The organism is Streptomyces sp. NPDC004435 (assembly GCF_042873895.1).
Taxonomy (GTDB): domain Bacteria; phylum Actinomycetota; class Actinomycetes; order Streptomycetales; family Streptomycetaceae; genus Streptomyces.
This window is the reverse complement of sequence record NZ_JBIAMB010000003.1, coordinates 40,769-52,902: the sequence shown is the minus strand read 5'-3', so window position 1 is coordinate 52,902 and position 12,134 is coordinate 40,769. Positions and strand designations below refer to the sequence as shown.

13 protein-coding genes and 1 pseudogene are annotated in these 12,134 nt (G+C 72.4%); 9 read left to right on the top strand and 5 right to left on the bottom strand.

Annotated elements, in window-relative coordinates:
• Positions 1 to 38 precede the first annotated feature (38 nt).
• Positions 39 to 515 carry a GNAT family N-acetyltransferase gene (locus tag ACFYT9_RS05775; protein ID WP_389161650.1) on the bottom strand — a complete coding sequence of 159 codons (477 nt, stop codon included), beginning with the start codon at positions 513 to 515 and terminating at the stop codon, positions 39 to 41.
• Between the two features lie 281 nt (positions 516 to 796).
• Here ACFYT9_RS05775 and ACFYT9_RS05770 point away from each other — a divergent pair, with 281 nt between their 5' ends.
• Complete coding sequence (locus tag ACFYT9_RS05770) at positions 797 to 1,018, top strand: hypothetical protein (protein ID WP_387272691.1); 222 nt, start codon at positions 797 to 799, stop codon at positions 1,016 to 1,018.
• A 6-nt stretch (positions 1,019 to 1,024) separates the two neighbouring features.
• Here ACFYT9_RS05770 and ACFYT9_RS05765 read toward each other — a convergent pair whose 3' ends face one another.
• The gene (locus ACFYT9_RS05765) at positions 1,025 to 1,225 is read right to left on the bottom strand and encodes a hypothetical protein (protein WP_389161164.1); all 201 of its coding nucleotides are present in this window, start codon (positions 1,223 to 1,225) and stop codon (positions 1,025 to 1,027) included.
• On the opposite strand from ACFYT9_RS05765, the gene ACFYT9_RS05760 reads away from it, so the two are divergent.
• Positions 1,215 to 2,168: a hypothetical protein gene (locus tag ACFYT9_RS05760; RefSeq protein ID WP_389161163.1), complete on the top strand. Its 954-nt coding sequence runs from the start codon at positions 1,215 to 1,217 to the stop codon at positions 2,166 to 2,168. The two genes, ACFYT9_RS05765 and ACFYT9_RS05760, sit on opposite strands and share 11 nt — an antisense overlap.
• 223 nt (positions 2,169 to 2,391) lie before the next feature.
• Here the strand turns inward: ACFYT9_RS05760 and ACFYT9_RS05755 are convergent, their stop codons facing one another.
• Complete coding sequence (locus tag ACFYT9_RS05755; protein WP_387272689.1) at positions 2,392 to 3,552, bottom strand: S8 family serine peptidase; 1,161 nt, start codon at positions 3,550 to 3,552, stop codon at positions 2,392 to 2,394.
• Positions 3,553 to 3,802: 250 nt separating this feature from the next.
• Positions 3,803 to 4,474, bottom strand: coding sequence for a DUF4097 family beta strand repeat-containing protein (locus tag ACFYT9_RS05750; protein WP_389161161.1), 672 nt, complete (start codon positions 4,472 to 4,474; stop codon positions 3,803 to 3,805).
• A gap of 274 nt (positions 4,475 to 4,748) precedes the next feature.
• Between ACFYT9_RS05750 and ACFYT9_RS05745 the strand changes: the two genes are divergently transcribed.
• The 5 genes and pseudogenes from ACFYT9_RS05745 to ACFYT9_RS05725 all read left to right on the top strand — a co-directional run bounded on the left by ACFYT9_RS05745 (position 4,749) and on the right by ACFYT9_RS05725 (position 7,558).
• On the top strand, positions 4,749 to 5,162 hold the full coding sequence (locus ACFYT9_RS05745; protein ID WP_389161160.1) for a nuclear transport factor 2 family protein: 414 nt from the start codon (positions 4,749 to 4,751) through the stop codon (positions 5,160 to 5,162).
• Positions 5,163 to 5,289: 127 nt separating this feature from the next.
• Positions 5,290 to 5,904, top strand: coding sequence for a GNAT family N-acetyltransferase (locus ACFYT9_RS05740; RefSeq protein WP_389161158.1), 615 nt, complete (start codon positions 5,290 to 5,292; stop codon positions 5,902 to 5,904).
• A gap of 18 nt (positions 5,905 to 5,922) precedes the next feature.
• The gene (locus ACFYT9_RS05735) at positions 5,923 to 6,423 is read left to right on the top strand and encodes a hypothetical protein (RefSeq protein WP_389161156.1); all 501 of its coding nucleotides are present in this window, start codon (positions 5,923 to 5,925) and stop codon (positions 6,421 to 6,423) included.
• 58 nt (positions 6,424 to 6,481) lie between these two features.
• Positions 6,482 to 7,220, top strand: a pseudogene (locus ACFYT9_RS05730) (FAD-dependent oxidoreductase); the annotation flags it as partial.
• A 47-nt stretch (positions 7,221 to 7,267) separates the two neighbouring features.
• Complete coding sequence (locus ACFYT9_RS05725; protein ID WP_387272615.1) at positions 7,268 to 7,558, top strand: DUF6225 family protein; 291 nt, start codon at positions 7,268 to 7,270, stop codon at positions 7,556 to 7,558.
• Between the two features lie 67 nt (positions 7,559 to 7,625).
• Here ACFYT9_RS05725 and ACFYT9_RS05720 read toward each other — a convergent pair whose 3' ends face one another.
• Positions 7,626 to 9,539 (bottom strand): MFS transporter, encoded by a 1,914-nt coding sequence (locus ACFYT9_RS05720; RefSeq protein WP_389161155.1) that lies wholly within the window; start codon positions 9,537 to 9,539, stop codon positions 7,626 to 7,628.
• Between the two features lie 328 nt (positions 9,540 to 9,867).
• Here ACFYT9_RS05720 and ACFYT9_RS05715 point away from each other — a divergent pair, with 328 nt between their 5' ends.
• Complete coding sequence (locus ACFYT9_RS05715) at positions 9,868 to 11,400, top strand: fibronectin type III domain-containing protein (protein ID WP_389161153.1); 1,533 nt, start codon at positions 9,868 to 9,870, stop codon at positions 11,398 to 11,400.
• A gap of 130 nt (positions 11,401 to 11,530) precedes the next feature.
• Positions 11,531 to 12,103, top strand: a complete 573-nt coding sequence (locus tag ACFYT9_RS05710; protein ID WP_389161151.1) for a YrhB domain-containing protein — start codon at positions 11,531 to 11,533, stop codon at positions 12,101 to 12,103.
• Positions 12,104 to 12,134: the final 31 nt, after the last annotated feature.

Here is a 12,134-nt window from a genome sequence, read left to right as displayed (position 1 = left end):
CAGGCGGGACGCGGCTCGGAGGGGCTTTCGCGTGCGGCTCAGAGGGGCTTGCGCAGGAGGACGCACACCGTCTCGTGGCGTCGGATCGAGCCGTCCGGCCCCTCCTCGTCCCAGGCGTCCGGGGCGCGGCCGTACGGGATGTAGCCCAAGCGCTCGTACAGGGCACGGGCCCGGGGGTTGTCCTCTTCCACCGCGAGTTCGGCCCGGCGCAGGCCACGGTCTCGGATCCGCCGCTCGGCGGTCCGGACGAGCAGCGTGCCCAGGCCGCAGGACTGGAGGGCCGGCAGCACGGCGAGCTGCCAGAGGGTTCCGGCCCCCTCGGAGACCTGATAGTCGATGCCGCCGATCGCCACCGGCAGGTCCGCGGCGGCGCAGACGGCCAGGTAGTCCACCTCGCCTCGGGCGGCGCGGGCCAGTTCCCCCTCCACGTGGCGCAGGTGGAGGGCCGAGCCCGACCAGGCGCAGGCCGGCAGGTCGCCGGGGCGGAGATCGCGCACGCGGACGGCCAGGGTGATGGTCGGGCAGGTGGTTCCGTTGGCTCCCGCGTCCCCTGGGGCTTCGGTCCGGCCGGAGCTGAAACTGCCGTCGGTGCGTTCGTGGTGAGCGGTCACGCTCGGAAGCATGCGAGCTCGACGTCCGCCCGGCAAGCAGATATCGGCAGGGGAACTCCCGTGCCTTGCGGACCAGTTGTCGCCGTACTCCCCCAACCTGCCGACAAGGGTGTCGCAGCCGGTGGCTGTCGGGCCCTGCCATCGCTTGCCGACGGGGCGACGGCAGGTCTTACGATCGGTCCGTGATGGATACCCCGACCCACTGGACTCTGCGCCACTTCTCGCAGGCCAACCCCGCCGGCCCCGGCTGTGACAGCCTGCCGGCTCTCCTGCGGCGGCTGGCGGATTCCATCGAGGCTCTGGGCCCTGCCGAGATCCAGGACGTGGTGATCGCGTCCGAGACGACCGAGCACGGTCCCTGGTGGTCGGGAACCGTCTACTTCCACCTGCCCGAGGACGGGGAGTGATCGGCTTCACGAACGGAGCCGAAGGGTGAGGGCCGCGCCGGGCGCGGTCTCGGGGGAGGCGTAGCCACGCTCGTCGTGGCGAGTGGTAGCGGCTCGGGCGTGCTTACCGGCGGCGGGGCGGGGCGTGAAGGGGGCGGGCATGGTGGTGGGGTTGGAGAAGGCGTCGACGCGGGTGAGCCCCGTGTACCGGCGGAGTGTGGGGACCACGCTCACCGGCTGGGGGATGCTGCTCAGCGCCGTGGGGGCGGTCGGCTGCGTGCTGTGGGGCGTCGGCCCGTACCCTCCGCTGGTCACCGAGACGGGGCTCGCCGCGCTGGCCGTGGTCTTCGCCGCCGCCTGGATCGTCGCCTCGCGCCGGGCCCCTCAGCGCGCCGGTTCCCTCCCGGGCAAGGGCCGTGGGGTGGTGTGGCTGGTCGCCTGGCTGGTGCCGCTGGCCACGATGGCCTGCTTCATCCTCGGGTTCATGGTGTCCCCGGAGTACGGGCGGGAGACCGAGCGCCTGGACGCGGCCCGGTTCGGGCCGTACGAAGTCACCGTCGCCCGGCTCGCGGCAGACCCCGTCCGCGGCGACAACGCCTCCGACGAGCCGGTGTTCTTCGAGACCGATCTCGTTCTGCGCGTCCCGTACGACAGCGGTCCCCGGGAGGTGACCGTGCCCCGGATGTACACGCGCTACGAGCCGCCGAAGGCGGGCACGAGGATCGACATCTACTACGCGCCGGGCGACCCCCGCCCGCACTCGCCGGTCGTTCAGGACGGCCGCCGTCGGGACGCGGGCGTGCTCGGCTCCGGCATGCTGATCCTCGGCCTCTTCCCGGTCGTCTGCGCGGGGGTCGTCCTGACAGGGGCGCTCGCGCACGGAATGCCCCGCGGGGCACGGCGATACGCGCCGCCCGTACACCTTCCCGCCTTCGGCATCCTCCTCGTCGGACTGCTCCTCCTCCTGCCGGCAGCCCTGGGCTGGGAGGCCGGCGGCCAGGCCCGCCCGGCGGCCCTCCTGTCCTGTGTGACGCCAGGAGCCGCGCTGGCGTGGATCTGGCGCTCGTCCTTCACACAGCAACGTCGAGGGCGGCGGCCCGGCCAGGGCCCGCGTCCCTTCCCCGACCCGGATCCGTCCGAGACCGGTGACGAGGACGGCGAGCAGCCGTGACGTACCCGGCGGGAACCGTCACCGGGCGCAGCCCGATGCGTAGCAGCCACGCCTCGGCTGCGGTGTCGCCGTCCTTGACACGATCTTCGCCGCCCGCTCGCCCAGCCCGGGCAGACGCTCCCCGATCCCCTGACCCACCACCATGGACGAGGAGCGCGCGGCCAAGTGGTCGAGAGGCCGGACAGCAGGAGCCTGCGGCAGAGAGGCCTGGTGGCCTGGCGGCTTACAGGCCGCCGGTGTAGAGCAGCTTGTTGGGGGTGCCGGTGCTGACGTTGGTCAGGACGCCCTTCGTGGACTGGCCGTCGATCCACTCGGCGACCTCGGCCGGGGTCGCCGTGGGGTGTACGGCCTTGTAGAGCGCGGCGACGCCGGCCACGTGCGGCGCGGCCATCGAGGTGCCGTTCAGGGCGACGGAGCCACCGCCCATGCGGGCCGACACGATGTCCTGGCCGGGGGCGTACAGCTCGACGCACCGGCCGTAGTTGGAGAACGACGCCTCCTCGTCCCACGCGTTGGAGGCGGCGACGGTGACCGTGCCCTCCGCCGACGCGGGGGAGACGTTGCAGGCGTCCTTCGCGTCGTTGCCGGCCGCGATGACGGGCAGCACGCCGGCGGCGCGGAGGGCCGTCGTGGCGTTGTTCAGGGCCGTAGACCTGTCGCCGCCCAGGGAGCCGTTCAGGACCGCCGGCTGCCGGGCGTTGCGGGCGACCCAGTCGAGCCCGGCGATCATCCCGGAGTACGTACCCCGGCCGTCGCAGCCCAGGACGCGGACGCTCACCAGATTCGCCTTGCGGGCGACCCCGTACGTCTTGCCGGCGACCGTGCCCGCGACGTGCGTGCCGTGGCCGTTGCAGTCCTGGCCGGCCCGCCCGTCGCCCATCGCGTCGAAGCCGAACGCGGTGCGTCCCCGGAACTCGTCGTGGTTGTAGTCGATGCCGGTGTCGAGGATGTACGCCGTCACACCGGCGCCGCTGCCCGTGGTGGTGAAGTCGTTGTCGAGCGGCAGGTTCCACTGGTCGATCCGGTCCAGTCCCCAGGAGGCGGCCGGGCTGCGCGCACCCGCCGTGGCGGACGGCTGCGGCGGCGCGAGCGTCACCGCGTCCTCCTCGACCGACGTCACCCCGGGCGTCTTCCGGACGAGGTCCAGCTGGAGGATGGTCAGCGGCACGGCGAACCCGTTGATCGCCTTCTCGTACACGAACGTGGGCTTGAGGTTCAGCTTCTCCGCGACCTCGGTCGCGTCGGCCGTGCCGTCGAGGGTCACGATGTACTCGCCCGGCACCGCGTTGGCGGCGCTGACGAGGGGCGCCGGAACGGGATCCGGACCGGCGGCGCCGGAGCCGTACGCCGTGGTGGTCGGGGCGGAGAGGGCCAGCGCTGACATGACGGCGCTCGCGAGAGCGAGCTTGGTACGTGTGTTCACGCAGGGAGACCATCATGCAGAAACGATCACGTCCTAGGACATTCGCGGAGGCGTCCGGTGGATCTGTGAAATCACTGCAATGCGTGGAGCGGAGGCGGTGCGGCAGGCCGCGCGGCAGGGGGTGCGGCAGGAGGTGAGGAACCGCTCCTGCCGCGTCCGCCCGCGTTGCGGTTGCGGTTGCGGTTGCCGTTGCCGTTGCGTCGCACGGTGCTCAGTTGCTGTGGGCGGTGATGTCGCCCAGCGTGGTGGTGGCGCGGATGGCGACGCCCGCGTCCGAACCCTCCGCGTTCTGGAGGGTGTTCAGGATCCGGCCGAGGGAGGTGCCGGCGTCGAGGGTGGCGGAGACGCCGGGAGCGGTGCCCACCGAGATGGAACCGGCCTGGGTGGTCAGGGTGACGGTACCGGTGGTGGCCTCGGCGATCTTCAGGTCGCCTCGGGCGGTGGAGAGCTCGGCGGATCCCGTGAGCCGGCCGATGGTGAGGTCGCCGTCCTGGACCGAGAGGCGGGCGCCGGACGCCTCGTCGAGGTTCACCGGGCCCTGGGCGCTGGTGAAGGTGACGTCGCCGAGACGTCCGACGCTGCGCAGGTCGGCCGCCGCGGCCTTGGCCTCGACGGCGGAGCCGGCCGGCAGGTGGACGATCACCTCGATGAATCCGGTCTGGCCGAGCACCTGGTTCTTGGCCTTCGGGGCCGAGACTCGCAGCACACCGTCCGCGAAGCCGACGGTCGTCTCCTCCGCCGCCTTGACGTCGCGGCTCTTGGTGGCGTCGGCGGGGCGGACGTCGACCGTGGCGTCGGCGCGGTCGGCGGCGACGAAGCGGAGGCGGCCGGCCGGGATGTCGATGACGGTGGTGATCGGGGCGGCGGTGGCGAAGGTCTGCATGAGGTCTGCTCCTGTGGGATGTTGTCGCCGTCGGTGTTTCCGACATGGGAAAAGCTACGTTGCCTTCAGTGGGTTGGCAAGGCCGGAGTGGCGTCAACTGGCAATAAGTGCAGATAGATGCCGCAAATTCATTGCAATGAAATCAAGATTGATGCAACGGCATACGCGAGATGTTGCAATGGGCTGAAGGTGAAGGCTCTGTTGGGCCGGGCGTGCCGGTGGCCTGGGCGGGTGGCCCGCCCGCTCTGTCGGAGGCGTCTGGGAGGGTGTGCCCATGGAAGCTTCGCGAGTGGTGGTGGAGGCGCTGTGGGAACGGATCCAGGCGCGGGACTGGGACGGGGTCGCCGGGTTGGTGGCGGAGGACGCCGTCGTGGAGTGGCCGGTCAGTGGTGAACGCATCGTGGGCAGCGCGAACTTCGTCGCGGTGAACCGTGAGTACCCGGAGGGCTGGACGATCCACGTGCTGCGGATCGTCGCCGACGGGGAAGAGGTGGTGTCCGAGGTCGAGGTCCCGCACGAAGGCGTCGGGGTGTTCCGCGCGGCGTCCTTCTGGACCGTCCGTGACGGACGGATCGTCCGGGGACGGGAGTACTGGACCGGCCTCGGTGCCGACCCGCGGCCGGAGTGGCGGGCGCCCTTCGTCGAGCCCATCGGAGCGGGTGGGGTGGTCGATCCCGCGGGGAGCTGACGGCCCCGCGCTCAGAGGTGCCTTCGGAAGTGCGGGCGGAAGTACTGACGGGAGCGCTGACGGGAGCGCTGACGAGACCGGAGGAAAACCGCTGGTCCCGGCCCGGCGGTACTCGTAGCATCCGCCCATGCACGAGAACACCAGGAACGCCGGCGACGAGGACGACGGGGAGGTCACCAGGGAGATCGCCTGGCCGGCCGGGTCCGTCGGTCTCGCGGCGCTCGACACGGAGGACGCCGAGCTGCTGCACGGGTGGCGGTCCGATCCCGTGACCGCCCATCAGCTGGGCCTCTGGCCGCGTCCGCTCACCGCCCTGCGCGAACGCATCGAGCGGGACATCGAGGACGACGATCGCGACGACTTCCTCGTCGTCGTCCCCGAGGGCCCTCCCGGGGGCCTCCCCATCGGGTACGCGGCGCTGACCGGGCAGAGCATCGTCGACGGCGCGGCCCAGGTCGAGGTGGTCATCGCGGCCGAGCACCGTGGACGCGGCCATGGTGCCGCCGCTCTCGACGCCCTGGTGGACCTGGCGTTCGGTGAACTGCCGATGTACCGGCTGACCGCGGAGACGCACACCGACAACTCCCCCGCGCTCGCCGTCCTCGCCGCGTCCGGCTTCGTCGAGGAAGGCGTCCGCCGAGCCGCGTGTCTCCACCGGGGACGCCGCCACGACCTCGCCGTGTTCTCACTGCTGCGCCCGGAGTGGGAAGGCCTCGACCGCCCGCGTGCCTGGGACGCCTGACCGGCGAAGGGGAGTGGGATGGTCGACCACTATCCGTACCGCGTCGAGGGCGGGGCGGGGAACGTGACACTGGCGTGGCGGCCCGGAGAGGGCGACGCCCTCGACGAGTTCGTCGTGGACGACGACGGCCGTCTCCTGATGTTCCCGGACCGCGAGTCCCTGCGGGTTCACGCTGCCCGGAACGCCTGGACGGTCGTCTGGGAGGGCGAGGCCGCACTCGATCGGGACGCCGTACGGCGATGGGTCGAGCACCCCGAGAGCGCCTCGGTCGCGCCAGGATCGCTGCTGGACGCGTGGCACTTCGTCGAGGACCTCGCCCGCAGTGTCGCGAGCGGACCTCTTCGTACCTCTCGTGGACCGGTGATCGACAGCGCCTGGGAGAAGATCTACGGCGCGGAGCCGTGGACGGAAGAGGAGACCGCGGCCGTACGTGAACTCCTCCGTGAAGGGCTGGACCTCTGGGACCGCACCGCGAGCGGCAGCGGCGGCCAGGACTCCGGCCTTGCCGGTCGAGTGTGACGACGGCCGCGTTCGCAAGGGTAGGGTCCGGCCACGACTGAGACGACTGTCGAAGCGTGACCGGACCCTGGGCACCCCGATCACGGGCATCCCCCGTGCCACGCTGCACCGGCTCTTGCGAGAGCACCTTCCCGGCGGAGCGCTGCGGGTCGGCTCCGAGGCGGAGCCGGTTCGCGCGGCCGGGCCCGGGCAAGAAGCCGGCGCCTAGGGCAGGCCGGTACGCGTGCGCTGCGGCGACACGGTGATGGACGCCGATCTGGTGATGGCCGCCGACGGCACCGGCAGCGCGGTGCGCGGTCAGCTGTTTCCCGCCCACCCGGGTCCCGTCCACGCCGTGCCCGACCGCCCCGAGGGGCGACGGTTCGCCGACCCGCGGGGCTAGCTGCGCCGCAGGTTGCGCGACTGGCACGAGCCGATCTCTGCCCTGCTCTACGCGACCCGGCCCGAGGCCGTGCTCCACCACGACGTGGGCGAACTGCGCGCGCGATGCCCCCCACCACGGGCAGGGCGCCTGCCAGGCGCTGGAGGACGCGGTCGCCCTGGCCGCTTCCATGGCCGCCGAGCCGACGGTGGAGTCGGCACTCACCCGTGACGACACCGAGCGCCGGCCGCGCAGTCAAACGGTCGCGCGCGCCGCGCGGCGGGCCGCTCGGAGGGGCCAGCGGTTCTCCCATCCCGCAGCCGTCGCCCTGCGCAACACGGTGATGCGGCTGACCCCTTCCCGGGCCCCGACACGCACGACCCTCCGGCACCACACCTGGGTCCCTCCCCGGCTCGACGGACCGGCGATCGGGTAGCGCGGGACGGAGTGAGGGGAGGGGAAGGCGGACGGTAGCCTCCCGGCATGGGAGAGAGCGGAGCGGAGTATGAACACCTGCCTGTCGTCTGGACAGTGGGGCGGTTGCGCGAAGCGCTGAAGGACGCGCCCGACGACGCCCCGGTCCACGTCGCCGTGACGCCGTTCCCCGGCTGTGAGGGCTACGACGACCGGGTCCTCGTCGCGTACGCGCCGGTGACGATGCACCGGCCGGCGACCGAGGAGGCGCCCGCCTGGCGCGAGGTCGAGCACACGCTCTTCGCCGACTGGCCGGCGGGGCGCTACCCGGGCGGCGTCGGGGAGGACGAGGAGTGCTAGCCCTTCGTGCCTCCACCTTGCGGCGGCGCGGCGGTCCGCCGCCGTCTCCGCTCGGCCCGGTCGTCCGTCAGTGGTGCAGGTGTCCCGTGGTGATGAGGAAGACGGCGACGCCGGTGTTCGCGAGGGCCGCGGCTACGAGAAGGGCGGCCGGGGCTCGGGAGGCGGTGTCGGGCGGAGTGGAGGCGAGGGCGGCCGTCCTGGTCTGGCGCCAGACGTAGGCGGCAAGGAGGACGCCGGCGAGCGGGATCAGGACGGGATCACCGGTGAAATGGGGGACGGCTCCGCTGACGGCGATGACGCCCAGGGCGCCGAGGAGCGCAGTGGGGGCGTCGAGCCGGGCGCCGGTCCTGCCGGGCCGGTCGTGGACCGAGGCCGCGACGGCGATCAGGGCGATCAGGGCGAGGAGGATCATGAAGAGCGTGAGGAAGCGCCAGGCCAGGCCCAGCGTCGCCGGCACCCAGAAGGCCAGCAGGCCGAGCGCCGGGCCGACCCCGGCGATCGCGACGTAGCGGCCGAACGCCCTGCGCCGCTCCCTCGGGTCGGGGAAGGCGGAGGACAGCAGGAGCGGAGCGGAGGTCGAGACGAGCGCGGCGAAGGCGCCCTGGAGGACGCGGGACGTGATCAGGAGTTCGGTGGAGGGGGCCAGCATGCCGAGGACGGCGGCCGCCGTGAACCCCGACAGGCCGAGCAGCAGGGCTCTCTTGCGGCCCATCCGGTCCGCGACGAAAACGCCGCACAGCAGGACCAGCACGAAGGCCAGGACGTAGGAGACGGCCAGGATGTCCAGGTAGACCGTGGACCAGACCTTCATGCGGGCGGACAGGCCCAAGGACCTGGCCGCATAACCCAACCCCAGTATCGAGTTGGAGAAGGTAGCGTCGAAGAGGACGAGCAGCTGGGCCAGCGCCAGCGCCGCCAGACCCCGTCCGCGTCGGGGACGAGGAGCCTCCGGGGGCGCGGCGCCGGCCGGTGACGTGGGCGCGTTCCAGGGGTGAGGCGGCGGTGGACCGTCGGTGAGGGACGGGGCCGTGGGGGTGTACGCGGGGAGCGAGGGCACCGGGCGGGCGGGGGCGGCGGGGGCGTAGTCCAGCAGGTGTGCCGCCCTGCGGCCCAGCTGGGCCAGGACCGTGCCCGGCAGCCACTCGTCCGCCTCGCCGGCCGTGTCCGTCGCCGTGTACGCGGCCACCTCGTGCGGAGTGGGCCGCTTCGTCGGGTCCTTGTGCAGACACGAGCGGACGAGGGCGACGAGCGAGTCGGGAACACCCGTCAGGTCCGGCTCCTCCTCGGCGACGCGGAACAGGTGGGCGTTGAGCCCGGTGTCCGTGGCACCGAAGAGGAGGCGTCCGGTGGACGCGAAGACGAGGAGCGCCCCCAGGCAGAAGACGTCGGAGGCGGGCGTGAGTTCGAGGCCGCGCACCTGCTCGGGGGACATGAAGCCGGGCGAGCCGATCAGCATGCCGGTACGGGTGTGGAGACTGTCCCCGGCCAGGCCGTCCATCGCCCGCGCGATGCCGAAGTCGATCACGCGGGGGCCGTCCACGGTGATCAGGACGTTGGACGGCTTGAGGTCACGGTGGATCAGGCCGGCCTCGTGCACCGCCTGGAGGGCCAGCGCGAGGCGGTTGGCGAGGGTGCGGACCGAATGCTCGGGGAGCGGGCCGAAGTCCCGGGCGACGACGGTGGTCAGGTCGGGCCCAGGGATGTACTGGGTCGCCACCCACGGCACCGCCGCCTCGGTGTCGGCGTCCAGGACGTCGGCGGTCCAGGCCCCGCCCACCCGCCGGGCCGCCGCCACCTCGCGGGCGAACCGCCGCCGGAACTCGGCGTGCCGGGCGTGCTCGGCCTGCACGACCTTGACGGCGACCGTACGCCCCAGGTCGGAGCGGCCGAGGTAGACCAGGCCCATCCCGCCCGCGCCGAGGCGGGCGATCAGACGGTACGGGCCTATGTGCGCCGGGTCCTCCCCGGTCAGCTGTTCCACGGTCAGGTCAGCCCTTCAGGTTCCGGTCGCCGGGGCCGCGCCGCGGGGTGTTCGCGGCGCCGGGCGGAGTCGGTCGTGGCCCATGCGGTGATCTCTCTGGACGGGTGCGGAGGTCACAACCTAATGGAACGAGTGGGGTGTCGAGACGCGTTGCCCGCGGAGACCGGCCGGGGCCGCGCGCGGGGTGGCCGGAAGCTTTCGTTTCTATGGCAGGACGCGCCACAACGGCGACCGCGGAAGTGGTGGGCCGACATGTGGGCCGGGGCCGCCCGCTGTCCCCAGGATGTCCGCAGTCCCGCCACCACCTCCGCCCCTCCTGGAGACGCGCATGATGAAGCCGACGAAACGGCCCGCGAAGACGTCCCTGCCGGTGCCCCTGAAGACGAGGATCGGACGGCTCCTCGTGGCCGCCCTCACGGCCGTCGGCATCGCCGCCGGCAGCACCGCCGCCCCCGCGACGGCCGCCGTACCCGCGCCGACCGCCGGCTCGCTCCAGCAGTACGACATCAGCGCGACGTACGTCAGCGGGCTCTCGTCCGGCGGGTTCATGGCCAACCAGCTGCACGTCGCCCACTCCGAGGTGTTCCAGGGCGCCGGCATCTTCTCGGCGGGCCCGTACGACTGCGCCCAGAACAACCTCAACACGGCCCTGTACGCCTGCATGGACACCTTCCAGGCCCGCAAGACGCCTGCCCAGCTCGCGCAGTTGACCCGCGACCGGGCCGCGGCCGGCAAGCTCGACCCGGTGGCCAACCTCACCGGCGACAGGGTGTGGCTGTTCCACGGCACCAACGACACCACCGTCAAGCAGCCCGTGAACGACGACCTCGCCGCCTACTACCGCGACCTCGGCACCGACGTCGTCTACAACAGCACCTCGGCCTCGGGGCACGCCTGGGTCAGCCCGATCGGCCCCAACGCGTGCACCTCCACCAGCTCGCCCTACGTCAACAACTGCGGCGGCGACCCGGTCAAGGAGATGCTCACGCACCTGCTCGGCGGCGTGAAGCCGGCCAGTTCGGCAGCCCTGACCGGAAAACTGGTCCAGTTCGATCAGAGCGCGTACACCCCAGGTGGCAGCCCGAGCGCGATCAGCATGGGCAAGGAGGGCTTCGCGTACGTGCCGCGGTCCTGCCAGAGCGGGGCCTCCTGCAAGCTGATGGTGACCCTCCACGGCTGCTACCAGTACTTCGGGCTGGTCGGCAACGCCCTCATGGACAAGGCGTACCTCAATGAGTACGCCGACACGAACGACCTGATCGTCCTCTACCCGCAGGCCACCACCATGACCGGCAACCCCCGTGGCTGCTGGGACTGGTGGGGGTACAAGTCGGCCGACTATGCCCAGAAGAGCGGGCCGCAGATGACGGCCGTGATGAACATGGCCGCGGCGCTCGGCGCCGGTGACTCCACGGGCACCCCGTCCCTGCCCGCACCGACCGGCCTGGCCGTCACCGCCACCACCGCCACCAGCGTCTCGCTGGCCTGGAACGCCGTCTCCGGAGCGGCCTCGTACGACGTCTACCGCAACGGCACGAAGGCCAACGCGTCGCCGATCACCGCCGGCACCGCCTTCACCGACTCGGGACTCGCCGCCGGCACGTCCTACGGGTACACCGTCGCCGCCCTGGACGCCGCCGGCGCGGCCGGGGCCAGGAGCGCCACCGCCACGGCCACCACCACCGGCACCGCCCCCGTCTGCGTCACGGCGAGCAACTACGCCCACACCCAGGCCGGCCGCGCCCACCAGCTCGGCGGCTACACCTACGCCAACGGCTCGGAGCAGAACCTCGGCCTGTGGAACGTCATGGTCACCAGCACCCTCAAGGAGACCTCCCCGGGCTACTGGGTGAAGTGCTGACCAGCCGGCGGTGAGAGCCCACCGGCGCCCCACCCGTCACCGCCGACGGGTGGGGCCCGGCGGTTCCGCTGTGGCGTAGGCGCGTGGAAACCCCGTGGCGGTGGCTTCCCGCCTGGGGGATGCTGCCCGGATGATCGAACGAGACGTCGCGGTGCGCATGGTCGAGGAAGAGCTCGCACGCGAGTCCCGGCGGGAACGGGAGCTCGGCCTGGAGCCGGTGCGCGCGGCCGTGACGAGTGTCCGGCGGCACGAGCTGGCGTGGATCGTGGCCTGGACGTCCGAGGAGTACCTGCGCACCGGGAACCCGAGCGCGGCCCTGGTGGGGAACGGCCCGTACCTCGTCGACCTCGTCGACGGAAGCCTCCACCAGATCGGCTTCCTCGCCGCCAAGAGCGGCGAGTGGGAGGCGGACTACCGGACCCGGATCCGGAAGGAGACGACGAGGACCGCGGTGGACGACCTGCACGACGAGGTCCGCGCGGTGGCCGAGACGCACGGGCGGGTGAGGGCGATGCACCTGCTGCGGCGGAGCCTGCCGGGGCTCACGCATCAGCAGGTCGTCGCGTACGTCACTGCTCTGAGCCGGGGTGAGGTGTCGGAGCGGCTCGTGGCGGTCGCCGTCGAGGCGCTGGTGCCGCACGTCGAACGGCACGTGACCACCGTCCGCGGAGCCGGGTGGGACGGAGGCCGCCCCGCACGCTGAGCGCAGGGGCATCCCGCCGGGGGGTTCCGCA

Bases quoted from the DNA above. Each gene is read 5' to 3' on its own strand.
- ACFYT9_RS05755 (WP_387272689.1), bottom strand. From the start codon at position 3,552: ATGTCAGCGCTGGCCCTCTCCGCCCCGACCACCACGGCGTACGGCTCC.
- ACFYT9_RS05725 (WP_387272615.1), top strand. From the start codon at position 7,268: ATGGGAGAGAGCGGAGCGGAGTATGAACACCTGCCTGTCGTCTGGACA.
- ACFYT9_RS05750 (WP_389161161.1), bottom strand. From the start codon at position 4,474: ATGCAGACCTTCGCCACCGCCGCCCCGATCACCACCGTCATCGACATC.
- ACFYT9_RS05740 (WP_389161158.1), top strand. From the start codon at position 5,290: ATGCACGAGAACACCAGGAACGCCGGCGACGAGGACGACGGGGAGGTC.
- ACFYT9_RS05710 (WP_389161151.1), top strand. From the start codon at position 11,531: ATGATCGAACGAGACGTCGCGGTGCGCATGGTCGAGGAAGAGCTCGCA.
- ACFYT9_RS05715 (WP_389161153.1), top strand. From the start codon at position 9,868: ATGATGAAGCCGACGAAACGGCCCGCGAAGACGTCCCTGCCGGTGCCC.
- ACFYT9_RS05735 (WP_389161156.1), top strand. From the start codon at position 5,923: ATGGTCGACCACTATCCGTACCGCGTCGAGGGCGGGGCGGGGAACGTG.
- ACFYT9_RS05770 (WP_387272691.1), top strand. From the start codon at position 797: ATGGATACCCCGACCCACTGGACTCTGCGCCACTTCTCGCAGGCCAAC.
- ACFYT9_RS05745 (WP_389161160.1), top strand. From the start codon at position 4,749: ATGGAAGCTTCGCGAGTGGTGGTGGAGGCGCTGTGGGAACGGATCCAG.